Raw genomic sequence first — 25,444 nt, 5'->3', positions numbered from 1 at the left:
GGCGCACATGCTTGAGATTGGCATGCTGGATCTGGGGCTCCTGATGGGCGAAGGGGAGCTGGCGGGTGAGGTGGCGCTCCTGCTGGCAGCCTCGCCCAAGATATCCGAATTTATCAAACGCTCCCCGCTGCAAGGCAAGCTGCTGAAAAAGCGCCTGCAGAGCTGGGGCGAACAGCTCGGCGAGGAGATCCGCCACAAGCCGGTGCCGGTGGCGCTGGAGCAGGAGTACCTGCTCTATCAGGCACACCGGCAACTGCCGATGACCGAGTTGATTGGTCGCCTGCCCGGCCTGCTGGAGTCGCTGGATCAGTACAGCCCCTTCGCCGGTGAGGCCCGCTCCTTGGTGCGCCAGCTGATGGCTCACCCCACCGAGGGGCTGCGCCAGCTCTTTATCGACAAGTGGCGCGCCAGTCTGGTGGGGAGCCTGTTGCAGTTGCAGCAGCAGATCGCCGAGGCGGAGCGGGAGAAGCAGCGTCAGGAGATTGAAGATCAGCTGCTGGCAAGCCGCACTCTGGCTGATGCCCTCGATCCCAACCAGATTTCCGCGGGCGGCCTGTGGGATCTGGCGCAGGGACACTGGCACAAGCGCAGTCTGGTGCTGATCAAGCAATATGCCCGCATGTTGCAGCGCGAGCCCCTGCTGGCGGAGATCGCGGGTCTGCTCGGCCGTAGCGAACGGGATCGGCGGGCGCAGGAACAACCGGTGCCGCCGGTCGAGGTACTGGAGCTGGAGCCCGCCCCCAGCGATGATGTGCCGGACGATCTGGTGGGGATCCATCAGGCCAGCGATCTGATGCGGCTGCTGCCAAGCGAGGCGGTGATGCTGGGGCTGCCGGAGCTGGAGCTGGAGTTCTACCGCCGCTATCTGGAGCGGCGCCTGCTCAGCTATCAGTCGCGGGGTACCCTGCCGCGCCAGCGTATCATGCTGCGCACCCCGGAGCAGGGGGGCAAGCAGCTGCAGCAGCGCGGCCCCTTTATCGTTTGTGTCGATACCTCCGGTTCCATGGGCGGTTATCCCGAGGAGTGTGCCAAGGCGTTGTTTCTGGCGTTGCTCAAGGTGGCGATGGATGAGAAGCGCGGCTGCTACCTGATGCTCTTCTCCACCGAGGTGGCGACCCTCGAGATCACCGCAGATACCGGTCTGGAGAAGGCGGAGCGCTTCCTCTCCATGAGTTTTCACGGCGGTACCGATCTGGTGCCCTGTCTTGAGAAGGCGCTGGCCAAGCTCGATGATCCCGCCTTTGCCAAGGCCGATGTGCTGGTCATCTCCGACTTTATCGCCCAGAGCCTGCCGCACTCCCTGCTCGATCAGATGAACAGCTATCGCCAGCGCCAGACCCGTTTTCACGCCGTCGCCATGTCCCGCCACGCCAAACCGGCCTTGCTGCGGGTCTTCGACAACAGCTGGCTGCTCGATTGCGGCTTGCGTGGTCGGCTGCTGCGGCGCTGGCAGCATCACTAGTAACCGGGAGGGCCGGCGTTACGTTGTGCCCTCTTGCCGTCGTGATTGTCCCGCGAGCATCCAACATCAATGATGTCGCTGTAAAATGTGACCAGACAGCCATTCAGGCGGCAGCGCGGGACTCAGCTCTTTACAACCCTTGTTGCAGGGGAAAAGATAGTGATTTTCCGGCATCCACTGCCCGATGACCTCTCCCATTCACCCGGAGTCTTTATGCGTCACCTTGCTTTACTGCTGTTGCTGGCGGTGTTCGGGCTGGCGGCCCAACCCTTGTCACCCGCCCAGCTGGAGAGCGAACTGGATGATATGGAACGGGTCTATCAGCCGATAGAACTGTTACGCGAACGGATCGCCCGGCTGCTGCAGGATGGCGATGCCTATCCGCAGCCACAGCAGATGCGGATCCGGCGGTTGGCTTGCTGGGCGCAATCGGCTGATGACATGCAGGAGTCCCGTCGTGCCATAGCGTATGCCGACAGCCAGTTGGCGCTCGCTAAAAAGCGGGAAGATGGCGCCGCCATGGCCGATCTGACCATCTGCCGTGGCTGGTTCAATCAGTTGCTTGGCGAGGTGGCACAGGCTCGTCGTGACTTCGATGAGGGATTGCGCCTTGCGAGGGTGGCGGCCTTGCCAAAGCTGGAGGCGCTGGCGCTGTCCCGACGGGGGGCCATGCTGTCGTTTCAGGGGGCGTCCGGACAGGGGCTGGTGGATCTTACCAAGGCGCATGACATCTATGAAAAACTGGGGCTGGTCACCTGGTATCACCAGGCGCAGCTCGAGATCGCGGCAGCATTTCGCCGGATGGGGCTCTATACCGAGGCGCTCACCACTCTGCACCGGCTGGATGAACACTTTGTCAAGAACCACAACGGCTTCGGGGCGGCCAGGATGAGCGAGCAGTTGGCACTGGTCTATCTGGATACAGGGCGCTATCAGGAGGCGCAACAGGAGCTTGAGCGGAGCCTCGCTTTTTTCCACCAGCCGGAATACCGGATTGAACATGCCGATCGTCAGGTGATGCTGTCGGAGGCTCTGCTCGGTCAGGGGCGCACGGAGGAGGCTGGGCGCTTGTTGGGGCTGGCTGCACGGGTGCTCTCTCCGCAAGTGGATCTCATTCTCCACGCCCATCTCGAGCTGGTGATGGCCAAGCTGCAGGTAAAAAAGCGGGAGCCGGTTTCGGCCCTGCGCGCGCTTGCGACAATTGAACCGATCCTGAAGGCGGAGGGGCACATTCGTTACCTGATGGATCTCTACGGCGTGCGTAGCGAAGCATTCGAGTTGCAAGGGGACTATCCGGCGGCGCTGGCAGCGTTGCGGGATCATCTGGTACAGGAGCAGCGTCTCGATCAGTTGCAACGGGAGCAGAGCACCGCCTGGGTGCGTGGCGAGTTTGAACTGGCCCGCCAGGAGGTGGAGAACAAGCAGTTGCGGGTCGAGCAGCAGTTGCAGCAGCAGGAGCTGGCGCAGATCAAGGAGCGTCGCTTCTGGCTGTTGGTGGTGATAGTGCTCTGTGGGGGGCTGGCTTTGCTGACCATGGGGTGGCTGATTGAGCGCAATCGTCGGATGCATCGGCTGGCCTTTACCGATGAGCTGACCGGCATCAATAACCGGCGCCGGGTGTTGCAGCACGGCAGCGATATGTTTGCGCTGGCTCGCAGGCAGGGCTCCCCCTTTTGTCTGCTGGTGTTCGATATCGATCACTTCAAGCGGATCAACGACACCCTGGGCCATCATCAGGGCGACCGGGTGCTGCAATGGGTCTCGCAAGCGGTAGCGAGTCAGTTACGCCAGCATGATGTGTTGGGACGTATCGGGGGAGAAGAATTTTTGGTCCTGTTGCCGGATACCGGTATCGAGGAGGCGTGCCGGGTGGCTGAGCGGATCCGCGAGAGGGTGGCCAACCTGACGCTGCCCGGTCTCTCCCATCCGGTGACTATCAGCATAGGCGTCGCCTGCCAGCAGGCTGATGATCCGGATCTGGCTGCCCTGACCCGGCGCGCAGACGAGGCCCTCTATCGCGCCAAGGAGGCTGGGCGCAACCGGGTGGAAACAGACGACTGACGGGCTGGGTATTTTTCACTCGCGCGGGTATAATGTCGCGCAATTTTGCTTTGACTCAGGCGAGAAGACCCATGTAACGCAACCCTCCTCCCTCTCTCCATCAGGTTGGCAACACGCCAGCTGGCGTGGCTTTCGTTGCGTATACATGTGCCGTGAGCGGCATTCCGGATTTATTCCCACGGTGGCTGATGCCACCGCTCAATAGAAGAACGTTGAATTATGTCAGCTGAATTTCTGAGTGAAGTCTCCAAGAGACGCACTTTTGCGATCATTTCGCACCCGGATGCGGGTAAAACCACCATCACCGAAAAAGTCCTGCTGTTCGGACAGGCCATTCAGCGCGCCGGTACCGTCAAGGGCCGTGGTTCAGGCCAGCACGCCAAATCCGACTGGATGGAGATGGAGAAGCAGCGTGGTATCTCCATCACCACCTCGGTGATGCAGTTCCCCTATGCCGACTGTCTGGTCAACCTGCTCGATACCCCGGGTCACGAGGACTTCTCCGAAGATACCTACCGTACCCTGACCGCGGTCGACTGCTGCCTGATGGTCATCGACGCCGCCAAGGGTGTTGAAGACCGGACCCGCAAGCTGATGGAAGTGACCCGTCTGCGCGATACTCCCATCCTCACCTTCATGAACAAACTGGACCGCGAAGTGCGCGACCCGATGGAAGTGATGGACGAGGTGGAGCGCGAACTGAAGATCATGTGCGCCCCCATCACCTGGCCGATCGGCTGTGGCAAATCCTTCAAGGGGGTCTACCACCTCTACAAGGATGAGACCTATCTCTATCAGACCGGTCAGGGCCACACCATTCAGGAGAAGCGGGTGGTCAAGGGGTTGAACAACCCGGATCTGGATGCCGCCATCGGCGAGGATCTGGCTGCCCAACTGCGCGGCGAGCTGGAGCTGGTGCAGGGCGCCTCTCCCGAATTCGACCACGAGGCTTTTATCGCGGGCGAGATGACCCCGGTGTTCTTCGGTACTGCACTCGGTAACTTCGGTGTCGACCACATGCTGGACGGTCTGACCGACTGGGCGCCGTCTCCGATGCCGCGCAAGGCCGAGAGCCGCGAAGTCGAAGCGACCGAGGAGAAGTTCTCCGGCTTCGTGTTCAAGATCCAGGCAAACATGGATCCGAAACACCGCGACCGTATCGCCTTTATGCGTATCGTGTCAGGCACTTACAGCAAGGGCATGAAGATGCGCCACGTGCGCATCGGCAAGGATGTGAACATCTCCGACGCCGTGACCTTTATGGCTGGTGACCGGGAGCAGGCGGAAGACGCTTTCGCCGGTGACATCATTGGTCTGCACAACCACGGCACCATTCAGATCGGTGACACCTTCACCCAGGGTGAAGATCTCAAGTTCACCGGCATTCCGAACTTCGCACCGGAACTGTTCCGCCGCATCCGCCTGCGCGACCCGCTCAAGCAGAAGCAGCTGCTCAAGGGGTTGGTGCAGCTCTCCGAAGAGGGCGCGGTGCAGGTGTTCCGTCCGCTGATCAGCAACGATCTGATCGTGGGTGCGGTCGGTGTGCTGCAGTTTGACGTGGTGGTATCGCGCCTGAAGAGCGAATACAACGTCGAAGCGCTGTACGAGGCGGTCAACGTCTCCACCGCCCGCTGGGTGGAAGGGACCGACGTCAAGAAGTTCGAAGAGTTCAAACGCAAGAACGAGGTCAACCTGGCCCTCGATGGTGGTGACAACCTCACCTACATCGCGCCGACCATGGTCAACCTGCGCCTGGCCCAAGAGCGTCACCCCGACGTTCACTTCCGCCAGACTCGCGAGCACTGATCACCGCTGGTTTGCCTGTTGGCAGATGATCAAAGAGACCCCGCTTCGGCGGGGTCTCTTTTTTGTATCGTTTTGCCTGAAAGGAGAGATGCAGGTGGCAATGGCATGGCACCTGGCCGGTCGCCAGCGACCTTTGCTCTGGTCATCTCCCGGAGGGAACCATCCGATATCTGTCCGAAAGAGGGTGAAATCATCTTTGCTCCCTTCTCCCCTTGCGGGAGAAGGGGTGGGGATGAGGGGGCTTTACTCCAGCGTCAACACCATGCAGATCTCGCAATCCCCGTGGCCGGTACAGCCGAGGGGGCCGGGCAGGTGCTCAAACCCCAGCGATTCATAGAGCCCAGTGGCTTCCCGCAGCACCTCAGTGGTCTCCAGATAGCAGCGGCGATAGCCCAAGTCTCGAGCGGTATCCAGCGCTTGCAACACCAGCCGCTTGCCAAGGCCAAGCCCGCGCAGGGCGGGTATAAAGTACATCTTCTGCAGCTCGCAGACTCCCTCTTCCCCCGCCAGCGGCGCTATGCCGCCACCGCCGAGGATGGCACCGTCCGGCCCTTCGATCACCCAGTAGCGGCTCTTCTCCCCCTGATAGCTTCGGGAGAGAGTATCGAGATTGGGATCGGAGACCCCATAACCCTTGTCGGCGGTGAGGCCATATTCGGCCGACACAGCGCGGATCACCGTGGCGATCCGCGGATCATCTGCCGCCGTGATGGGGCGAATGCGGTAACCCTGCTGGCGGCGGGCGCGGGAGAGGGCGCTGCGGTAGAGCAGCAGGCCGCTCCACAACTGCTCACGCTCGGGCTGGCTTAACTGCGCCAGCATCTCCTCCATCGCCCCGTCCATCTCCCGGTGCAACTCCAGCAGCATCGTTTGCCCCTCGGCAGTGAGACGGGCCTCCTTGCTGCGCCCGTCGGAGGGGTGCGGGTGCCAGCTGATCAGCTCCCGTTCGGCGAGGCGAGCCAGCGGGCGGCTGGCATTGGATTTGTCGATGTGCAGTTTTTCCGCCAGTTGCTGGTTGGTGGCGGGGGCGTTTTCCAGCTCGATCAGCAGGTGAGCCTCGATGGGGGTGAGGGCCAGATTGCCGCACTGCTGGGAGAGCATGCCGAGTTCGCGGACCAGATCGCGCGACAGGGCGCGCAGGGGACGGGGATCCATATCGTGGTTTCCTTTTTAGTTGTGCATAACAACTAAAGTAGCGTAAAAGTTGTAATTCGCAACCTTTTTTCTCCGTCATGTTGGTCCGGGGGAGGCGGGTCAGGCCAACCCTGTGCCATGGGGTCGGCTCAGGGCTGGCTGCCGTGATTGCCCGATATCAGTCTCTGGCTACCGGAATGCCCCATTCGTTCAAAATCCCCCACTCGCTCAATCTGGCCTGCCACCGGGGGCGCCCTTCATTGATTCGAAATGGTCCGAGTTGCCATGGTGTTGGCATGGCTTGCTCCAGCGTGCGGGCCAGCAGCTGTTTGGCCCAGCCTGCGCGGTCTATCCCCTGCCAGCTGCCACCCTGTAACTGCAACTGGGTGATGACCTGCCGCAGCTCGTGCAACTTGCCGATGCTCTGCTCCTGTTTGAGCTGGCGCCCCCTGGCCTGAGCGGGCAGTAACCAGCCCAGCAAGCGGCCGGTGCGGCTGGTGGCCGGTTGCCGCAGTGCCTGGATGCCATCGTCCAGCACCTTGAGGTAGGGCTGGGTGAACGTTATGCCCAGCATGTCGAGGGTATGAGGGGAAAACCGATCCGCATCGGCGTGGGTCGGCAGATGCAGGGTATGCTCCTCGACCCGTCGCAGGTAGCGGTTGTTCTCCTCTGTCAGCTGGGCAGCCAACTCGCGTACCTGCGGCAGGGTGAGTGCTGCCAGGGTCGCCATATCGATATGGGTTACCGGAATGGATTCGGCTGGTGGCAGGTGCTTTCCATCCAGTTCAGCCTGCAGATTGGCGGCCGATCTGGTCAGCTTCGCCAGGATTTGGCAGGCAGGTCGGTTGCCCAGCTGGTGGGTGATCTCCTTTTCCAGATTGAGATGTTCTTCCGCCTCGAGGCGGCGTAGCTGTTCCGCCTGCTGTTGTGCCAGCGCCGGGTCTGCCGTTCTTGCTTGGGGGTCAGCGCGCTGGGCTGTGGATGGGGTGGCAACGACGGCTGGCGGCAGTGGTTCGGCTCGCACCGTGAAGCTGAGCGCCAGCATGCCTTCGAGTTTGAAGTGGCGGCCCAGCATGCCTGCCCGTCCGCTCTCTTGGGCGAAGGCGTGATAGAGCGCGCCACGGCCATGACCGGCCAGCAGGCGGTTCATCACGTTTGCAATCTCCTCCTTGCGGGAGGGAAGGGCGTTGATCTTGACCTGTGCGCCGTCGGGCGTGTCGAGCAAGCCAAGATAGCGGCCGATCTCGGGTTGTTGCAGGTAGTCGCGCAGATACTCCGTATGGCGTTCACGCTTGGCCGGGTTGGCATCCAGATAGTGCTGCAACACCTGTTTCAGCTCCAGCGCCAGTTGCTGCAGTTCGGGTTTGCCCAAGGCTCTCGGTGGAAGGGGCTGACTGCGTAATTGGCAGGATTTGCTGCCAAAGGATCCCTTGAGGGTGACATAGCGTCCGATCTCACCGGCAGGATCCTTGACCAGCGCGTTGCTGAGAGCCTTGCCATCCGGCAGTTTTTTCAGCCGGTTGAGCAGGGTGACCAGATGGGTCAGGGGATCTGCTGCCGCCAGCGTCGGCTTGCCGAGTTCATTGCGCATCTGTCCGGCACTCAGCAAGTCATCGAGTGCGGTTTGCTGTTCGGGGTGGTGTTGCACATAGCCCGTGAGCCCCTTGCGCAGTTCGCGATTCAACTGCTGCTGGCTATCGGGGGCCAGCGCTGGCGGGGTCGGCAGCGCCAGTTCGGGACGATCGGTGGTAGGTGCGGTCAGGTTGCGACACGGGTTCACAAAGCGACTGCCGGGATTGCTCCGGGGGCGGGAGGGCGTTGCGACAGTCGCGAGTGGGGCGGTGGGGTCGATTTTCATGGTGGGCTCCTTGCTTGCTACTGCTCTGCGTAGAGTCGGGGCGTGAGGTCGTGGGCCAGTTCGGCAAGCTGACCCATCAGGTTGTCGAGCAAGGGTTCATCGCAGTGGGCGAGAAAAATCTGGGCGTAGAGGGTGAGGGTGGGTAGATCCCCCTCCAGTCCGAGCCAGGCACCGCCCATCCGATTGACCTCGCTATTGAGGCTCAGCCAGTGCTGCAAGTTGGCGGGGGTCAGGCTATTGGCATCCAGCTGGCCTGTCATCGGGGTGGTGATGAGCAGCACGCTCTCATCGGGAGCGACCTCCAGCCACCACTCCCTGTCCTGCTGGTCGAGTAATAGAAACATCCGGTTTTTCCCATCCGGGGCCGCGGTAGCCTGCGTACCGGAGAGGCGTGCGATCCAGTGATAAGCATGGTGGTGTGACATGGTGTGCTCTCCCCTTGGCAAGGTGTCGGGAAGAGTATTCCATGGCGAGGCGGGGCCATCTGTCAGTGCTGGCCGCGATTATGGCGGGAAAGGACGAACGGCAGCCCCGTTGACGGGGCTGCCGCAGGCAAAGGGGGGTCAGGCGGCGGCTCTGATGGCCAGCTCCGGGCGGCGGGAGAAGCAGCGGGCGAGCAGCAGCATGGTGGCCACGCCTATGGTGCCCAGCACCAGCCAGGGGAGGGCCGGTTGCCCCTGTTGCAGCGAGAAGTCATAGAGGGAGCCGCCGCCCACGTAGCCGGTCATGCCGCCCAGCGCCAGCCCGAGGCGGCTGAAGCCCATGTAGCTGCCACGGGCATTGGGGTTGGCGAGCTTGGTCATCAGGGTCTCCCGCGCCGGTTCGCAGATGATGATCCCCAGATAGAAGCAGGCCAACAGTACGAAAATGCCGGAGAGGGTGCTGACAAACGCAACCAGCCCAATCCCCACCGTCATCAGCAGGATACCCGCCATCAGTCGGCTCTCCAGCCGGTAGCGTCGTTCACTGAAGCGGGCGATGGGGTAGAGCAGCGCCAGCGACAGCGCCGTCTCGAGGCTGTACATCCAGCCCACCGCCGTGGTGGTACCCGCCAGTTGCTTGACCAGAATGGGGAAAATCAGCATCACCTGTACCCACAGCATGTAGTAGCCGCTCAGGATCAGCACCAGCCGACAGAAGGCGCGATCGGCCAGCACCTGCCCCAACCCTTCCCGCATCGGCGTCGGTTTGACCGAGAGGCGATAGGCGGGCAGCAGGGTCCAGTTGCAGAGCGCCGCCAGGGTGAAGAGCCCGGCGCCCAGCAGGCAGACGTAGGTGAAGTCAAAGCGCAGCAGCCAGCTGCCGAGCAGGGCGCCGGTGACGGCCCCCGCACTCTCCAGCATCATCAGCAGGGAGATAAAGCGGCCCCGCTCATGGGGACGGGTAAATTTGATCACCAGTGCGGCCCGTGGCGGGTCAAACAGGCAGCCACCCAGGCCCGAGAGAAAACAGGAGAAGATCAGCATGGCGCCGCTGTCGGCCCAGGCCAGGGTGGCAAAGCCGACGGCGCGCAACAGCATGCCGGTGACGATGAGCGGGCGAGCGCCAAAGCGGTCGGCTAGCGAACCGCCGAAGATCCCCAGCCCCTGCTGGGTCAGCTGGCGCAGGCCGAGGGCCAGCCCCACCAGACCCGCCGCCCAGCCGAGTTGATCGACGAAGCGCAGGCTGATCATCGGCATCACCACAAAGAAACCCAGGATCACCAGTGTGGTATCCAGCGCCAGAAACCAGCGTCCCCAAAACCTCGCCCTATCGACCATAACACCCTCTCATTCACAGATAACTTCATTCTGGAGAGGGTTTAGATATAGTGGTAGACGACAACTACCTATATTTCATATCAGGATTATTTATGTCTATGGATCTGGACGATCTGCAACTGCTGCTGGATGTCGCCGAGTTGGGCAGTTTCAGTCAGGCGGCGGCCATTCGTGGCTGGTCGCAGCCGCTGGTGAGCCAGCGCATTGCCCAGCTGGAAATCAGTCTCGGTGCGCCGCTGTTTCAGCGCCATCGGCGCGGGGTGACGCCGACCCGTGCCTGCGAGCAGTTTCTGCCATCAGCCCGTTCGGCACTGGCCACCCTGAGTGAGGGACGGCTGGCACTGCAGGGGGCGCCGGCCTTGCCTTGCATCCGTCTTGCCAGCCTGCCCTCTCTGACGGCTGTGGTATTCGGTTCCTTGTTGATGGAGCTGGTGGACGAGCCCTTCGAGATCCGCTGCACCACGGATCACTCCGGGGTCATCATGCAGGAGTTGCTGACCGGGGTGACCGATATCGGCTTTGTGCTCAAGTGTCCACCGGTGGCAGGCCTGCAGATGGAGCTGCTCTGCTGCTCCCCCATCATCGCCATCGCCTCGCCGCTGCATCCCTTGGCGGGATGCCATGGCCTGACCCTGCAGGATATCGCCGACCAGCGGCTGGCACCTCAGGTGTGGGGGCCAGGGTGTGACGTCTTTATCCAGCAGTTGCGACGGCTGCGGCGGGCGGCCAGCCCATTGCATGCGGTACAGCCCGCCAGTGCGGCGCGCGATCTTGCGCTGGAGCACGGTTTTATCACCCTGATGCCGGAGCTCGCCATCAAGCGGGATCTGGAGGTGGGGCGGCTGGTTCGGCTCGATGTGCGCAATCTGCCGCAGGAGCATTGGGATGTGATGATGGCGTGGCGCGGTGGCAAGCGGCCCAATCCGGCACGCGAAGCGGTGCTCGCCACCGCCCGCACACTGGCGAAACGGTGGCGCAATGAGGGGTGAATGGGAAGAGGGGGGCTGCAGTGTAAAAGGGTTGGCGCGGCCAGTGGCGATTGGCTACATTGGGTGGCTGGTTCGCTATTTGATCACTGATTTGAAAGGAGAATCCCATGTTTTCATGGCAGTTGGACGACGAGCTTGCGCTGCTCTTCTTGCAGCCCGATATGGCGAGCGAACTGTTTGCCCTCTGCAATGACAACCGGGAGTATCTCTCCCAGTGGCTACCCTGGCCGCCGCTGATCCAGCGCCCCGTCGACAGCGCCCTCTTCATTCGCAGTGCCATCGAGAAGTTCGCCCGCGGCGAGGGGCTCACCACCGCCATCGAGTATCAGGGGGAGGTGGTGGGGGTTATCGGTTACAACAGCATCGATCACGACCTTGGCAAGGTGGTCATCGGTTACTGGCTGGCGGAGCGCTGGCAGGGCAACGGCATTATCACCCGGGCCTGTCAGGCCCTGATCCATCACGCCTTCGAGGAGATGGGGATGGAGAAGGTGGAGATCAGCGCCGCCACCGATAACGAATCCAGCAGAGCGGTCTGTGAACGGCTCGGGATGCAGCAGGAGGGGGTGACCCGGCGCGCAGAGCGGCTGGGCAACCGGATTGTGGACCATGCCCACTACAGCCTGCTGCGCGACGAGTGGCTAAGACAGCGGGAGTCCTGATGGCGCTGCCACATATCAAGACGGCCCGTACCCATCTGACCATACTGTCGCCGGATCAGGCCCCCATTATGCTCGACTTCTACCGGCGCAACAGCGCCCATCTCGCCCCCTGGGAACCGTTGCGGGACGAGCACTTTTACACCCTCTCTTATTGGCATGCCCGGCTGCAGGACAGTTACAGCCAGTTCTTCAACGGCACCGGTGTCAATCTGGTAGCGCTGGATCCGGCTGGCGAGCGGGTGATCGCCACCTGCAATTTCAGCAATATCCTGATGGGGGTCTTCAAGGCGTGTCATCTGGGCTATGCCATCGACCAGCAGCATCAGGGGCAGGGGGTGATGCGGGAGGCGTTGTCCGCCGCCATCGACTACCTGTTTCGGGAGCACGATCTGCATCGCATCATGGCTTGCTACATGCCTGCCAATCAGCGCAGTGGCGCCTTGCTGGCGCGGCTCGGTTTCGAGCGGGAGGGATTCGCGCGGGAGTATCTGATGATCAATGGCCGCTGGGAGGATCACATCCTCACCTCACTGATTAATCCGGCCCCCTGAACGACAGATAAAAAAACGGGCCCGAAGTTGCCTTCGGACCCGTCTTCGAATGAGGTGCAGGCTTAGTTGGCCTTGGCATCGCTCACTGCAGCTTCAACCTTGGTAGCCACTTCGTCAGCAGCTTTTTCTACGGTTGCAGTCGCTTCGGAGGTGGCCTTCTCTACGGTAGAGGTGGCTTCGCTAGCGGCTTTTTCTACAGTTGCAGCAACTTCGGCGGCCGGAGCAGCAGCAGGCGCGGCAGCTTTTTCTTCTTTCTGACCGCAAGCGGTCAACATCAGACCCAGGATACCGGCTACCAGTACTTTGTTCATGTGCATACCCTCAAAAAAAGATGGAGAGATGGTCTGTGCAACCATCACAGCGCCTACCGTTGCCCGGTATTGAAACAAGAGGCCGGGAGGCAGCAGGCGGGCGCAATATAGCCCCATTAGTTACCGATGAAAACGGATATCACAATGACATTTTTTCGTGCCGTGGATGAAAAGCACTACTGCAACGACTGATATCAATACAAGATGCCGAACAAAGGTCCATTCTGCACAATAAAACACCGCTTTGCTGCCATCTTCTGGCGGTTTAACAAGGCCAAGGCCAGCCGATGGCCAGCGCCTTAGTCAGACAGCTTCTGACAGGGCAGCCGTTTTCCCTCAAGGTGGCTCTGACGGGCCAGATCCAGCAGTGCCATCACCGCCAGTGCCTCGCATGCTGGCACCGGGTTGCTCCCTTCGCCCTTGATGGCGGCGCAGACACCGCGATAGTAGGCGCCATAATCGCCCGCTTCACCCACCACGCTCTGCTGCTGTAACTGACCCTCCACGATCCGGCTGAGCTGACCGGGCTCGCTATCCACGCCCCAATCCGCTGCCGGTGGCCGTTTGCCCAGTTTGAGCTGATCTTCCTGCACATCCATACCGAACTTGATGAACGAACCCTGGCTGCCGTGGACGATGAAACGCGGCATGGTGGCCGAGACCAAGCAGCTGCCATGCAGGATCACTCGCATCTCGCCAGACCGTTCACCATAGCCCAGCACTACGTGGAAATAGTCGTCCGCCAGTGCGCCGGGGCGCTGCTCGGCCAGATCGGCCTGTAGCCAGTCCGGCTGGCCGAACAGCTGCAGCGCCTGATCCAGTACATGGGGGCCGAGATCGAACCAGAGGCCGGAACCCGGGCCACCCGCTTCGCGCCAGCGCTGGCGCACCTCGGGGCGATAGCGATCGAAGTGCGACTCGAACTGGGCGATCTGCCCGAGCGTCCCTTCTGCCAGCAGACGGCGCACGGTGAGAAAATCCCCGTCCCAACGGCGGTTGTGGAAGATGCTGAGCAGCCGCTGCTGTTTTTCGGCCAGCTCGACCAGCGCTTGCGCCTCGGCCAGATCAAGTGCAAAGGGCTTGTCGATCACCACATGTTTGCCTGCCAGCAGCGCCTGGCGGGCGAGGGGGGCATGGGTGTCGTTGGGGGTAGCGATCACCACCAGATCGACGGTCTCATCGCTCAGAACCTGTTCCAGCGAACCAACCCGGCAGTCGGGCAGATCGGCCTGCACCTTGGCGGCATCGCGGCTCACCACCCAGCCGAGGGACAAGCCCGGCGTGGTGGAGAGGAAGGGGGCGTGGAAGGTCTTGCCTGCAAAGCCATAGCCCACCAGGGCTGCGTTGAGAGTGTGGCTCATCGGGAGTTCTCCGCTGACATCGAGTAAGTGGGGTTGCCATCGCAGGTTAGTTGCCGGATGGCCATACGCTGTAAAGGCGATACAAACGAGAAGGGGGCCGATGGCCCCCTGAGTGTGCCCATCAGAGCACAGGATTTATTGCAAACACAAGCGGCGACCGCGGCGAGTCATCAGCATCACCAGGGGCGGCAGCAGCAGCCACATATGCAGCGCCAGCTGGCTGAGCGGGTCGTGCATCAGGGCGCCGGTCAGGCCAACCAGCGCGCCGGAGCCGCTCATCTGGAACAGGCCGAGCAGGGCGGCGGCCGTACCGGCGCAGTGGCCGAACGGTGCCAGCGCCATCCCGGCAGCAGAGCCCAGGATCATGGCAAAGCCGATGCTGGAGAGGAACACCGGCCCCATCATCGCCAGCGGATGTTCGATGTGCATCGCCAGGGTCAGGGTGATGGCCGAGAGCATCAACACCAGCAGGCCGATGCGCAGGGTGCGTCTTGGCCCCACCTTGGCGATAAAGCGCGGCGCCATAAAGCAGGCCAGAATGTTGAGCGCGGCGTTGGCGGTAAACCAGTAGCTAAAGCCGCTCATATCCAGCCCCAGTGTCACCATCAGTTGCACCGGTGCGGCGGTGACATAGGCGAGGATCACCGCCATCGCCAGCATGCAGAGCGCCGCGTTGAACAGGAAGCTGGGGGAGCGCAGCACCGGACTATAGCGGGACCAGCTGATGAGGGCCCCTTCGCTGCGGGTCTCCTCCGGGCGAGTCTCCGGCATCCGCCACATCAGCCAGCTGCCGACGATGAGTGCATAACCGGCCATAAACCAGAAGTTGGCAGACCAGCCCGCCTTGGCGGTGAGCCAGCCACCGAGCAGGGGCGCCAGCGCCGGAATAAAGCAGATGGCGCCATTGAGATAGGAGATCATCTGGCCGCTCTTTTTCGGGCCGTAGCTGTCACGTACTACCGAGAAGGCGGCGACCGAGGTGGCGCAGGCGCCGAAGCCCTGCAGCACCCGGGCCAGCATCAATTCGCCGAGGCTGGCGGCAAAACCGGCCCCCAGCGCGCTCAGGCCATAGAGCAGCACGCCGCCCAGAGCGATGGGCTTGCGACCGTAGCGATCGGCCAGCGGCCCGACCAGCAATTGCCCCAGCCCCATGCTGAACAGGAACCAGGTGATGGTGCCCTGCATCAACGTCACTTCGGCGCCCAACTGCTCGGCCATCTGCGGAATGGCGGGCAGGTAGATGTCGATAGCCAGCGGACTGAACAGCACCAGTAGTACGAGCAAAAGTATCAATGGCATCTGTCACCTCTTTAGTCAGCCAGGTTAATGAATTGGGGCGCGAGTCTACTGACTCACAGTAATGAATAGAAATGGTATTTAATCACTTTGGTTATTCCATTATGGAAACATGTATTAAAAAGCCGGTTATTCCCTGCAATGGACTCCCCCGTAACCGCACGGCTGTGGGCGTAATTGGCGCTTTTACTAAACGCTTGCGCCGCATAGAATGCGCAGATTATTTTTGCGGAGGTGCTCGATGAACAAGCTTGTCCTGGCAACAGGTAACCAGAAAAAGGTGAAGGAATTGGCCGCCATGCTGGCCGATATGAAGATCCAGGTGATCCCACAGAGCGAGTTTGCGGTCTCCGATGCCGATGAGACCGGCACCACCTTCGTCGAGAATGCCATCATCAAGGCCCGCCACGCCGCCCGCATTACCGGTCTGCCCGCCGTGGCTGATGACTCCGGTCTGGAAGTCGATCTGCTGCAAGGGCGCCCCGGCGTCTACTCCGCCCGTTTTGCCGGTGTGGGTGCCGGTGACAAGGCCAACATCGAGAAGCTGCTCGGCGAGCTGCAAGGTGCCCCCGAGTATCTGAAGAGCGCCCGCTTCTGGTGTGTGCTGGTCTATATGCGCCACGCCGACGATCCCACCCCCATCATCTGTCAGGCTAGCTGGGAAGGGATGATCATCGACGAGCCGCGTGGTCAGCACGGGTTCGGCTATGACCCGGTCTTCTTCGTGCCGGATCACGACTGCACCGCCGCCCAGATGCCCGCCGAGCTGAAGAACCAACTCAGCCATCGCGGTCAGGCGCTGGCCAAGCTCAAAGCGGCGCTGGCTGCGGCGCACTGATTCACTTCGCCACCTTGTCGGTTACACACGGTCAATTACACATAGTCATCTACAATGGGGGCCTTGAGCCCCCGTTTTATTGGAAGCCCCATGCTGCAACTGCCGCCGCTCTCTCTCTATATTCATGTGCCCTGGTGCGTCCAGAAGTGCCCTTACTGTGATTTCAACTCCCATGCCCAGAAGGGGGAGTTGCCTCACCTCGAATATGTCGCCGCCCTGCTGGAGGATCTGGATCAGGATCTGCAGTGGGCGCAGGGGCGGCCGCTCTCCTCGATCTTTATTGGCGGCGGCACCCCCAGCCTGCTGACGGTGGAGGCGATGCAAGCCTTGCTGGACGGGGTGCGGGCCCGCATTCCGCTCACCGCAGATTGCGAGATCACCATGGAGGCCAATCCGGGCACGGTAGAGGCGGACAAGTTCGCCGGTTTCCAGCGCGCTGGCATCAACCGCATCTCCATCGGCGTGCAGAGCTTCCAGCAGGAGAAGCTGACCCGCCTCGGCCGTATCCACGGCCCGGAAGAGGCGCGCAAAGCCGCCGCACTGGCCCACGCCATCAAGTTGCCCACCTTCAATCTGGATCTGATGCACGGTCTGCCGGATCAGAGTCTGGATGACGCCCTTTATGACCTGCAGCAGGCTATCGACTGCGCCCCGCCGCACCTCTCCTGGTATCAACTCACCATAGAGCCGAACACGGCCTTTGCCTCCAAGCCGCCCAAACTGCCGGAAGATGACACCCTGTGGGACATCTACGAGCAGGGCCACGCCATGCTCACCGCCAGCGGTTATCGCCAGTACGAGATCTCGGCTTATGCCAAAGAGGGCTACCAGTGCCATCACAATCTCAACTACTGGCGCTTTGGTGACTATCTCGGGATTGGCTGTGGTGCTCACGGCAAGGTGACTGATCTCGCGGATCAGCAGATCCTGCGCACCGCCAAGGTGAAGCATCCGAAAGGGTATCTGGACAAGAGCCGCCCCTATCTGGACGAGCAGTGGCAGGTGACGGCAGACGATCTGCCGCTCGAATACTTTATGAACCGCTTCCGGCTGTTCGAACCGGCCCCCAAGGCGGAGTTCGAGGCCTATACCGGCTTGCCGCTGGAGCGGGTGGAGACGGTTCTGACCATTGCCCAAAGCAAGGAGCTGATCGAGGATCTGGGGGATAGCTGGCAGCTCACCTCCCTCGGCCATCGCTATCTCAACGTGCTGCTCGAACTCTTTATGGATGAGTGATACCAATCACATTAAAGATTCTCTCTCAACTTGAGAGAGGATGAGGAGAGGTAACCGTAGGGTGCAATGAAATTGCACCATTATTGGAGCCGCGAGGTTGCCGGTGCAATGCGCTTCGCTTATTGCACCCTACGTCTGTCGTGAGCCAGTTTTGGCGAGCCGTGTTTCGAGATAACAATCAGGGCGCCATTGGCGCCCTGATTGTTTATGGTCGGTAGAAACCCGCTCAGCAGCAGACGCGGATCATCTGCTGTTGGCCGGGCTCCCACCGCTTGCCAAATTTGGCCTTGCGCTGGTAACTCCCCTTGCCCTTCTTGTTGCGCTCGACCCTGCTGCGAAACAGGGGATCGGAGAGCAGGGCGTGCAGATGGTTATCCTTTATCTCGCCGCGCTGATGGGCATAGTTGCCCCCTTGCGCATGCTCCTCACGGGGGAGGGCGGGTTGGTCGACCCGAATCTTGGCCATGATGGCTCCTCTTCTTCTCTCTTGGTGTGTTGACTCTTGTGTCTGGATGGCTGTTTTCGCTGCGGGCGCCTGTTCAGGTGAGCGCCCGGCAACCGGATGCACTGGCACCGGTTAAAAACGCGGCGATTCTGTCACCAAATCGCCGCCGGAGCAATGCGTCGGCGGCGCCGAGTCAGTCACACTGAGCTAGGCACGCTCAGTCAGGCGTACCATGTCAGCCGTGAACCGGGTCATGCTGGTCGTGGCTGTGGTGCTCGTGATGGGCCGGGGCGCCAGATTCCAGCGTCTCGAGGATGGCGCAGTGCTCCGCCGAGCGGGGGCCGCCGCAGCAGATATTGGAGAGCTCCCGCAGGTTGTCGCGAAAGCGGGTCAGTTCGATGATCTTCTGCTCCACCTGGGCCAGCTTGGTGTCGGCCACCGCTTTCACCTCCTGACAGGTGACTTTGGCCTTGTTGGTATCGAGGTCGAGCAGCTCGCCGATATCGGCCAGCGAGAATCCCACCGACTTGGCGCGAATGATGAACTCCAGCCGCCGCTTGTCCTGTTCGCTGTAGAGGCGGTAGCCGGATTCGTTGCGGATCCCCGGTGAGATAAGCCCGTTCTTCTCATAAAAACGCAGGGTATCTGCCTTGACCCCGCACGCCTTGGCCAGTTCACCGATCCGATACATGCTCTCTCTCCCCCTGAATGTATGCCGCAACAAAAACCGGAATCCACTATCGCCCCTTTGCCCATGGATTGCCAGCCAAGGGCATAAAAGGGGCAGATAAACATCTCCTCGCGGCCCTTTTTTCCATAAAACACTGAAAGTGAAAACGTTTCGAGAAAATCAAGTGGAAAACGTTTAACGCCGCGCCAAATAAGGCTTTGCTGTTTCAAAAAATCCACCACAGGTCACATTTTTTGTGTAGAATACGCGCCCATAACAGAGCGCTGCGTCAAGCGGGCATTTCCTAAAACGCTTTTGCCGGTTTTCGGGGCGAGAGTAGTTTGTGAAATCCCCCACTTCCATTTATTTGGGGACTCTCTGTGTTGAGCCTCGCCTCCCATGGAACGGTCCCCGTTATGTTGAGGACGATAGTGTGATGGAACAAGCTCGACCCATTCGCCGTGCACTGCTGAGTGTGTCTGACAAAACTGGCATTCTGGAATTTGCCAAGGCACTCAACGAGCGTGGTGTTGCTCTGCTCTCCACGGGCGGTACCGCCAAGCTGCTTGGCGAGGCGGGTCTGCCGGTGACCGAGGTCTCCGACTACACGGGTTTCCCTGAAATGATGGATGGCCGGGTCAAGACCCTGCATCCCAAGGTTCATGGTGGCATCCTCGGCCGTCGGGATCAGGATGACGCCATCATGGCCCAGCACGCTATCTCCCCCATCGACATGGTTGTCGTCAACCTCTACCCCTTTGCTGCCACCGTAGCCAAAGCGGGTTGCACCCTGGCCGATGCGGTCGAGAACATCGACATCGGTGGCCCGACCATGGTGCGCTCTGCAGCCAAAAACCATAAAGATGTCGCGATCGTCGTCAAAGCTGCCGACTATGATCGGGTTATTCGCGAGATGGATGCCAACGGCAACAGCCTGAAACTGGCGACCCGTTTCGATCTGGCCATCGCAGCCTTCGAGCATACCGCCGCCTACGACGGCATGATCGCCAACTACTTCGGCACCATGGTGCCCTCTTATGGCGACAACAAGGAGGGTGACGAGGAGTCCCGCTTCCCGCGCACCTTCAACAGCCAGTTCATCAAGAAGCAGGACATGCGCTACGGCGAAAACAGCCATCAGGCAGCCGCCTTCTACGCCGAAGAGCATGCCGCGCCGGGTTCCGTTTCCAGCGCGACCCAGCTGCAGGGCAAGGCGCTCTCCTACAACAACATCGCCGATACCGACGCGGCGCTGGAGTGTGTGAAGGAGTTCAGCGAACCGGCCTGTGTCATCGTCAAACATGCCAACCCCTGCGGTGTGGCCATCGGTGACGATCTGCTGAGTGCCTACGATCGTGCCTACCAGACCGACCCCACCTCAGCCTTCGGCGGCATCATCGCCTTCAACCGCGAGCTGGATGGTGCCACTGCGGCCGCCATCGTGGCCCGCCAGTTTGTCGAAGTGATCATCGCCCCGAGAGTCAGCCAGGAGGCCCGCGATGCGGTCGCTGCCAAGCAGAACGTGCGTCTGCTCGAATGCGGCCAGTGGACTGCACCGGCGCAAGGCTTTGACCTCAAGCGCGTCAACGGCGGCCTGCTGGTGCAGGAGCGGGATCTCGGCATGGTGACGCTGGGTGACCTGACCGTGGTCAGCAAGCGCCAGCCGACCGAGGCCGAGCTGCAAGATCTGCTGTTCTGCTGGAAAGTGGCCAAGTTCGTCAAATCCAATGCCATTGTCTACGCCAAAGATGGCCAGACCATCGGCGTCGGCGCTGGCCAGATGAGCCGCGTCTACTCCGCCAAAATCGCCGGTATCAAGGCGGCGGATGAAGGGCTGACCGTGGCGGGCTCCGTCATGGCCTCCGATGCCTTCTTCCCGTTCCGCGACGGTATCGATGCTGCCGCGCAGGCCGGTATCTCCTGCGTGATCCAGCCGGGTGGCTCGATGCGCGATCAGGAGGTGATCGACGCCGCCGACGAGCACGGCATGTGTATGGTGTTCACCAACATGCGCCATTTCCGTCATTGATGGGTCAGGGGCTGCCGATGGCGGCCCTTTTGTTGTCTCTTTTCAACTGACTATTTCCACTGGCTGACGGCCCTTATGGCCGCCCAGTGACCACAAATAGAAGCGAGCGATACGATGAAAGTACTGATCATTGGCAACGGTGGCCGCGAACACGCCCTGGCCTGGAAGGCCAAACACTCCCCGCTGGTACGTCACGTTTTTGTGGCGCCGGGCAACGCGGGCACCCAGCTTGAGCCGGGTGTCGAGAACGTCGCCATAGAGGCGACCGATATCGAAGGGCTGCTGGCCTTTGCCAAAGAGAAGCAGGTCGGCCTCACCATCGTCGGGCCGGAAGCGCCGCTGGTGAAAGGGGTGGTCGATGCCTTCCGTACCGCCGGTCAGCCCATCTTCGGCCCGACCGCTGCCGCTGCCCAGCTGGAAGGCTCCAAGGCCTTCACCAAGGATTTCCTGGCCCGTCACGCCATCCCGACTGCCGAGTACCAGAACTTCACCGAAGTGGAGCCAGCACTCGCCTATCTGCGCGAGAAGGGCGCCCCTATCGTCATCAAGGCCGATGGTCTGGCGGCGGGCAAGGGGGTGATTGTCGCCATGACCTTGCAAGAGGCGGAAGACGCGGTGCGCGACATGCTCTCCGGCAATGCGTTTGGCGAAGCGGGCTCCCGGGTGGTGATTGAGGAGTTTCTGGAAGGCGAAGAGGCGAGCTTCATCGTCATGGTCGATGGCGAGCACGTGCTGCCGATGGCCACCAGTCAGGATCACAAGCGGGTGGGCGATGGTGATACCGGCCTCAACACCGGCGGTATGGGGGCTTACTCCCCGGCACCTGTGGTGACCGCCGAGGTACATCAGAAGGTGATGGAGCAGGTGATCATGCCGACCGTGCGCGGCATGGCGGCCGAAGGTAACGTCTACACCGGTTTCCTCTACGCCGGTCTGATGATCGACGGTGCAGGCAATCCCAAGGTGATCGAGTTCAACTGCCGCTTTGGCGATCCCGAGACCCAGCCCATCATGCTGCGGATGCAGTCCGATCTGGTGGAGCTCTGTCTGGCCGCTTGCGCAGGCAAGCTGGATCAGAAAGAGGCCATCTATGATCCCCGTGCCGCCATTGGTGTTGTGTTGGCTGCGGGGGGCTATCCCGGCGATTACAGCACCAATCACCCCATCAGCGGCTTGCCGGTGGATGAGGTGGCGGGCGAGAAGGTGTTTCATGCCGGTACCCGCCTGGAGGGCGATACCAGTCTGACCCAGGGTGGCCGTGTGCTGTGCGCCACCGCCCTTGGCCACACTGTGGCCGAAGCTCAGCAGCGTGCCTATCAACTCGCTGGCCGCATCAAGTGGGATGGCGTCTTCTACCGCAAGGATATCGGTTGGCGCGCCATTGCTCGCGAACAGGAGTAACTGACGCAAGCAAATGACCCGCTGATCCAGACCCCGCTGCGGCGGGGTTTTTTGTCCCTGTTTACCGCTTTCAACCATCCTTTTGCCGCGCGTCACCAGTGCTTAATCCGTTACCAAGTGCAAACAAGCACGGCATGCCTGTCACTATTTGCCACAAAAAACAGCATTTTTCACAAACATTTCACCATGAGTCATGGCATCATGCCCTGATGAATTCTTGTTGGGATTCATAAGTACCCCTAACAATTCGAGCATGTCGTTATATAAGGAAATCCCATGTTGAAAACCGTTCGCCCCCTGCTGCTGCCCCTGATGTTTGGCCTGATGACCCTGCCTGCCGTGGCGGGTGATCTGGAACAGCCGATGAAGAAGATTGGCTTCAACTACAAGCAGGCCGTCAAGGCTGATGATGCAGCCACCATGGAGCAGCACATCAACGAGATGAAGGCCCAGCTGGATGTGGCCAAGCAGAAGAACATGCCAGCCGCCAAGAAAGAGAAATTCCTTGAAGGGATGAACGAGGTACAGACCGAGCTGGACGCCAGCCTGGCCGCACTCAAGGTGGGTGATGAGGCCAAGGCGCGCGAGCATCTGGCCAAGGTCAACGACCTGAAGAAGGAGTACCACAAATATGCCAAGCAAAAAGGGTGAGCCCTTTCGCTGGGATCCGCTGGTTCGCCTGACCCACTGGGGCTTGGCGGCGATTTGCATCGGCAACCTCTGGGTTAACGAAGCGGGGGAGGAGTGGCACGAGTGGCTGGGTTACGGCGCCATTGGACTGGTTTCCTTGCGTCTGCTCTGGGGGCTCACCTTCGCCCGTGGCTACGCCCGCCTTGGCGCCCTCATCCCCAGCGGTGAGGATTTTCGCCAGCAGGCGCGCGAGATGCGTGAGCGGCAGCCTCCGGCACCGGGTCATCATGGCAGCGGCAAGCTAGCCGTGTGGGCGCTCTGGCTGGTCGTGCTGGCGACAGCAGGCAGCGGCTGGTTTCAAAATACCGAGACGGGATTTGAACTGGGGGCTGACGAGTGGCATGAGTGGTGCGTGGTGGCGTTGCAGGGGCTGATTGGTCTGCATCTGCTGGCCATCGTCTTCACCTCCTGGCGTCAGCGCAGCAATCTGGTCACCCGGATGCTGCCTGCTATCGGGCGTCGCTCATCCATCCAGAGCGGCAGCAACGAGCAAACCTGAGGCTCAGCATTAGGCTCCTTGTCTCTGAGTGAGGCGCCTGATCCGGACCCTGCCCAGACCCGCCCATGGCGGGTCTTTTCTATGACCTCATCGAGCTCATCACTGAACATTGCCCGATCCGCAGATGCAAAAAGGCCGCTCATCATGAGCGGCCTTTTTCAATTTGGTGGCCCCTGGGGGACTTGAACCCACGACCAATCGATTATGAGTCGACTGCTCTGACCAACTGAGCTAAGGGGCCAAATTGTGCGTTTAGCGGCGTGGATTATAGGGGAAGAGGAAAGGGCAGTCTATAGGCATATCAACCACTTGGCGACTAATTGTCCAGGTCGGTAGAGGGCGCAGAGCGGGTCGCAAGGGTAAATGCCAGACAAAACAAAGCCCCGCATGGCGGGGCTTTGGCAGAGCAGTTTGACACAGGGTCAGGACTATTCGTCCAGGAAGCTGCGCAGCACTTCCGAGCGGCTCGGGTGGCGCAGTTTGCGCAGTGCCTTGGCTTCGATCTGACGAATACGCTCACGGGTAACGTCGAACTGCTTGCCCACTTCCTCGAGGGTGTGGTCAGTGTTCATGTCGATACCGAAACGCATCCGCAGTACCTTGGCTTCGCGGGCGGTCAGGCCAGCCAGCACTTCGCGGGTGGCGTTGCGCAGGCTTTCGCTGGTCGCCGCATCCGCTGGCAGAGCCAGGGTGGTATCTTCGATAAAGTCGCCCAAGTGGGAATCTTCATCATCACCGATGGGCGTCTCCATGGAGATAGGCTCTTTGGCGATTTTCAGTACCTTGCGGATCTTGTCTTCCGGCATGCCCATGCGCATGGCCAGCTCTTCCGGGTTCGGTTCGCGACCCATCTCCTGCAGCATTTGACGGGAGATACGGTTGAGCTTGTTGATGGTCTCGATCATGTGTACCGGGATACGGATGGTACGGGCCTGATCCGCGATGGAGCGGGTAATGGCCTGACGGATCCACCAGGTTGCATAGGTCGAGAACTTGTAGCCACGACGGTATTCAAACTTGTCTACCGCCTTCATCAGACCGATGTTGCCCTCCTGGATCAGATCCAGGAACTGCAGACCACGGTTGGTGTATTTCTTGGCGATAGAGATAACCAGACGCAAGTTGGCCTCAACCATCTCTTTCTTCGCACGGCGGGCTTTGGCCTCACCGATGCTCATGCGACGGTTGATATCCTTGATCTGGGCAATCGACAGACCGGTCTCTTCTTCAATCTGCTGCAGCTTGCCGATGGCGCGCTGAATATCCTCGTCCATTTCAACCAGACGGGGAGACCAGGCTTTGCCAGCCTGCTTCTGGTATTCAAACCAGGCAGTTTCACACTCGTTGTTGGTGAAGGCCGCGACGAAGGTTTTCTTCGGCATCTTGGCCTGCTCAACGCAGAGCTTCATGATGATGCGTTCCTGCACGCGGACGCGCTCCATCATCTCGCGCATGTTGTTGACCAGGCGATCGAACTGCTTGGGCATCAGGCGGAATTGACGGAATACATCGGCCAGCTGGGCGATGGCAGCCTGGGTATCTTCGTGCGCGCGACCATTCTTCTGAATGGAGAGGCGGGTCACCTCATACTGGGCACGCAGTTCGCCAAACTTCTCGCGAGCGACTTCCGGATCCGGGCCACCGTCACCGTCGTCGTCAGAGCTGTCGCCATCTTCGTCTTCGTCTTCTTCGTCTTCTTCATCTTCGTCGGCCAGATCGTCTTCGCCGAGTTCGGAACCGATGTGCGTGGCGGTAGGTGCCATGTCTTCAGTTTCGTTCGGATCAATAAAGCCAGAGATGATGTCAGAGAGACGCAGCTGCTCGGCTTCGTACTTGTCGTACTGTTCGAGCAGGTAAGTAATTGCTTCAGGGTACTCGGCTACGGAGCTTTGTACCTGGTTGATACCGTCTTCGATCCGCTTGGCGATGTCGATTTCGCCTTCACGGGTCAGCAGTTCGACGGTACCCATTTCCCGCATGTACATGCGGACGGGATCGGTCGTGCGACCAATCTCAGATTCAACAGATGCCAGAGCCTGGGCCGCTGCTTCGGCAGCGTCCTCATCGGCGGTACCACCTTCAGCCATGATAAGGTCATCGGCATCCGGAGCGTTTTCAACCACTTGAATGCCCATATCGTTGATCATCTGAATGATGTCTTCGATCTGGTCTGAATCGACAATGTCTTGCGGGAGGTGATCGTTCACCTCGGCATAGGTCAGGTAGCCCTGTTCTTTACCTTTGGCAACGAGGAGTTTAAGCTGAGACTGCGGGGTTTGCTCCATAGAACTCATCCGGTTGGTGTTGCTAGGTTGCGCGTACAGTGCGCTGCTGCGCAAATAGCCAATTCTAATAGAAAACCGCCAGACATGCTATGTCTGGTTG

The 25,444-nt window shown here is 60.7% G+C and carries 22 protein-coding genes and 1 tRNA gene; 12 read left to right on the top strand and 11 right to left on the bottom strand.

Features of this window, described 5'->3' with window-relative positions:
* Positions 1 to 7 precede the first annotated feature (7 nt).
* From viaA to prfC, 3 genes are all read left to right on the top strand, one after another.
* Positions 8 to 1,462, top strand: coding sequence for an ATPase RavA stimulator ViaA (gene viaA / locus OKC40_RS06430; RefSeq protein ID WP_270794525.1), 1,455 nt, complete (start codon positions 8 to 10; stop codon positions 1,460 to 1,462).
* Positions 1,463 to 1,675: 213 nt separating this feature from the next.
* Positions 1,676 to 3,523, top strand: coding sequence for a diguanylate cyclase (locus OKC40_RS06425; RefSeq protein WP_270794523.1), 1,848 nt, complete (start codon positions 1,676 to 1,678; stop codon positions 3,521 to 3,523).
* A 216-nt stretch (positions 3,524 to 3,739) separates the two neighbouring features.
* The gene (gene prfC / locus OKC40_RS06420) at positions 3,740 to 5,329 is read left to right on the top strand and encodes a peptide chain release factor 3 (protein ID WP_139406888.1); all 1,590 of its coding nucleotides are present in this window, start codon (positions 3,740 to 3,742) and stop codon (positions 5,327 to 5,329) included.
* 243 nt (positions 5,330 to 5,572) lie between these two features.
* On the opposite strand, the gene OKC40_RS06415 is transcribed toward prfC, so the two are convergent.
* From OKC40_RS06415 to mdtH, 4 genes are all read right to left on the bottom strand, one after another.
* Positions 5,573 to 6,484, bottom strand: coding sequence for a bifunctional helix-turn-helix transcriptional regulator/GNAT family N-acetyltransferase (locus OKC40_RS06415; protein ID WP_270794521.1), 912 nt, complete (start codon positions 6,482 to 6,484; stop codon positions 5,573 to 5,575).
* 157 nt (positions 6,485 to 6,641) lie between these two features.
* Positions 6,642 to 8,321 carry a hypothetical protein gene (locus tag OKC40_RS06410; protein ID WP_270794519.1) on the bottom strand — a complete coding sequence of 560 codons (1,680 nt, stop codon included), beginning with the start codon at positions 8,319 to 8,321 and terminating at the stop codon, positions 6,642 to 6,644.
* A gap of 17 nt (positions 8,322 to 8,338) precedes the next feature.
* The gene (locus tag OKC40_RS06405) at positions 8,339 to 8,746 is read right to left on the bottom strand and encodes a type III secretion system chaperone (protein ID WP_270794518.1); all 408 of its coding nucleotides are present in this window, start codon (positions 8,744 to 8,746) and stop codon (positions 8,339 to 8,341) included.
* Positions 8,747 to 8,884: 138 nt separating this feature from the next.
* Positions 8,885 to 10,081 carry a multidrug efflux MFS transporter MdtH gene (gene mdtH / locus OKC40_RS06400; RefSeq protein ID WP_042063034.1) on the bottom strand — a complete coding sequence of 399 codons (1,197 nt, stop codon included), beginning with the start codon at positions 10,079 to 10,081 and terminating at the stop codon, positions 8,885 to 8,887.
* A 92-nt stretch (positions 10,082 to 10,173) separates the two neighbouring features.
* Between mdtH and OKC40_RS06395 the strand changes: the two genes are divergently transcribed.
* The 3 genes from OKC40_RS06395 to rimJ all read left to right on the top strand — a co-directional run bounded on the left by OKC40_RS06395 (position 10,174) and on the right by rimJ (position 12,283).
* Complete coding sequence (locus OKC40_RS06395; RefSeq protein ID WP_234601964.1) at positions 10,174 to 11,070, top strand: LysR family transcriptional regulator; 897 nt, start codon at positions 10,174 to 10,176, stop codon at positions 11,068 to 11,070.
* 107 nt (positions 11,071 to 11,177) lie between these two features.
* Complete coding sequence (locus OKC40_RS06390) at positions 11,178 to 11,732, top strand: GNAT family N-acetyltransferase (protein WP_111807561.1); 555 nt, start codon at positions 11,178 to 11,180, stop codon at positions 11,730 to 11,732.
* Complete coding sequence (gene rimJ / locus OKC40_RS06385) at positions 11,732 to 12,283, top strand: ribosomal protein S5-alanine N-acetyltransferase (RefSeq protein WP_270794516.1); 552 nt, start codon at positions 11,732 to 11,734, stop codon at positions 12,281 to 12,283. The genes OKC40_RS06390 and rimJ overlap by 1 nt, the downstream gene beginning before the upstream one ends.
* A gap of 62 nt (positions 12,284 to 12,345) precedes the next feature.
* On the opposite strand, the gene OKC40_RS06380 is transcribed toward rimJ, so the two are convergent.
* The 3 genes from OKC40_RS06380 to OKC40_RS06370 form a co-directional block, all read right to left on the bottom strand.
* Complete coding sequence (locus OKC40_RS06380) at positions 12,346 to 12,594, bottom strand: hypothetical protein (RefSeq protein ID WP_042063080.1); 249 nt, start codon at positions 12,592 to 12,594, stop codon at positions 12,346 to 12,348.
* A gap of 299 nt (positions 12,595 to 12,893) precedes the next feature.
* Positions 12,894 to 13,955, bottom strand: a complete 1,062-nt coding sequence (locus OKC40_RS06375; RefSeq protein WP_270794514.1) for an oxidoreductase — start codon at positions 13,953 to 13,955, stop codon at positions 12,894 to 12,896.
* A 135-nt stretch (positions 13,956 to 14,090) separates the two neighbouring features.
* The gene (locus OKC40_RS06370; protein ID WP_270794513.1) at positions 14,091 to 15,254 is read right to left on the bottom strand and encodes a multidrug effflux MFS transporter; all 1,164 of its coding nucleotides are present in this window, start codon (positions 15,252 to 15,254) and stop codon (positions 14,091 to 14,093) included.
* 238 nt (positions 15,255 to 15,492) lie between these two features.
* Between OKC40_RS06370 and rdgB the strand changes: the two genes are divergently transcribed.
* Both rdgB and hemW read left to right on the top strand, forming a co-directional pair.
* Entirely contained in the window at positions 15,493 to 16,089 is a 597-nt protein-coding gene (gene rdgB / locus OKC40_RS06365) for an RdgB/HAM1 family non-canonical purine NTP pyrophosphatase (protein ID WP_005340539.1), read from the top strand.
* Positions 16,090 to 16,179: 90 nt separating this feature from the next.
* Positions 16,180 to 17,325: a radical SAM family heme chaperone HemW gene (hemW, locus tag OKC40_RS06360; protein ID WP_270794511.1), complete on the top strand. Its 1,146-nt coding sequence runs from the start codon at positions 16,180 to 16,182 to the stop codon at positions 17,323 to 17,325.
* Between the two features lie 226 nt (positions 17,326 to 17,551).
* On the opposite strand, the gene OKC40_RS06355 is transcribed toward hemW, so the two are convergent.
* Positions 17,552 to 17,791: an alternative ribosome-rescue factor A gene (locus OKC40_RS06355; RefSeq protein WP_163129758.1), complete on the bottom strand. Its 240-nt coding sequence runs from the start codon at positions 17,789 to 17,791 to the stop codon at positions 17,552 to 17,554.
* A gap of 214 nt (positions 17,792 to 18,005) precedes the next feature.
* Positions 18,006 to 18,461 (bottom strand): Zn(2+)-responsive transcriptional regulator, encoded by a 456-nt coding sequence (gene zntR, locus OKC40_RS06350; protein ID WP_005341244.1) that lies wholly within the window; start codon positions 18,459 to 18,461, stop codon positions 18,006 to 18,008.
* 415 nt (positions 18,462 to 18,876) lie between these two features.
* Here zntR and purH point away from each other — a divergent pair, with 415 nt between their 5' ends.
* From purH to OKC40_RS06330, 4 genes are all read left to right on the top strand, one after another.
* Entirely contained in the window at positions 18,877 to 20,469 is a 1,593-nt protein-coding gene (gene purH / locus OKC40_RS06345) for a bifunctional phosphoribosylaminoimidazolecarboxamide formyltransferase/IMP cyclohydrolase (protein ID WP_270794508.1), read from the top strand.
* A 114-nt stretch (positions 20,470 to 20,583) separates the two neighbouring features.
* Positions 20,584 to 21,870, top strand: coding sequence for a phosphoribosylamine--glycine ligase (gene purD, locus OKC40_RS06340; protein ID WP_167573629.1), 1,287 nt, complete (start codon positions 20,584 to 20,586; stop codon positions 21,868 to 21,870).
* Positions 21,871 to 22,146: 276 nt separating this feature from the next.
* Complete coding sequence (locus OKC40_RS06335; RefSeq protein WP_167573630.1) at positions 22,147 to 22,521, top strand: cytochrome b562; 375 nt, start codon at positions 22,147 to 22,149, stop codon at positions 22,519 to 22,521.
* The gene (locus OKC40_RS06330; RefSeq protein ID WP_058053985.1) at positions 22,502 to 23,059 is read left to right on the top strand and encodes a cytochrome b/b6 domain-containing protein; all 558 of its coding nucleotides are present in this window, start codon (positions 22,502 to 22,504) and stop codon (positions 23,057 to 23,059) included. The genes OKC40_RS06335 and OKC40_RS06330 overlap by 20 nt, the downstream gene beginning before the upstream one ends.
* Before the next feature lie 164 nt (positions 23,060 to 23,223).
* Here the strand turns inward: OKC40_RS06330 and OKC40_RS06325 are convergent.
* Both OKC40_RS06325 and rpoD read right to left on the bottom strand, forming a co-directional pair.
* Positions 23,224 to 23,300, bottom strand: a tRNA-Ile gene (locus OKC40_RS06325).
* 187 nt (positions 23,301 to 23,487) lie between these two features.
* Complete coding sequence (rpoD, locus tag OKC40_RS06320) at positions 23,488 to 25,383, bottom strand: RNA polymerase sigma factor RpoD (RefSeq protein WP_263718854.1); 1,896 nt, start codon at positions 25,381 to 25,383, stop codon at positions 23,488 to 23,490.
* Between the last annotated feature and the right edge of the window lie 61 nt (positions 25,384 to 25,444).

The organism is Aeromonas sp. QDB11, assembly GCF_027705265.1.
Taxonomy (GTDB): domain Bacteria; phylum Pseudomonadota; class Gammaproteobacteria; order Enterobacterales; family Aeromonadaceae; genus Aeromonas; species Aeromonas allosaccharophila.
Note: the sequence above shows the minus strand (reverse complement) of the source record. Positions and strands in the feature narration are given on the sequence as shown.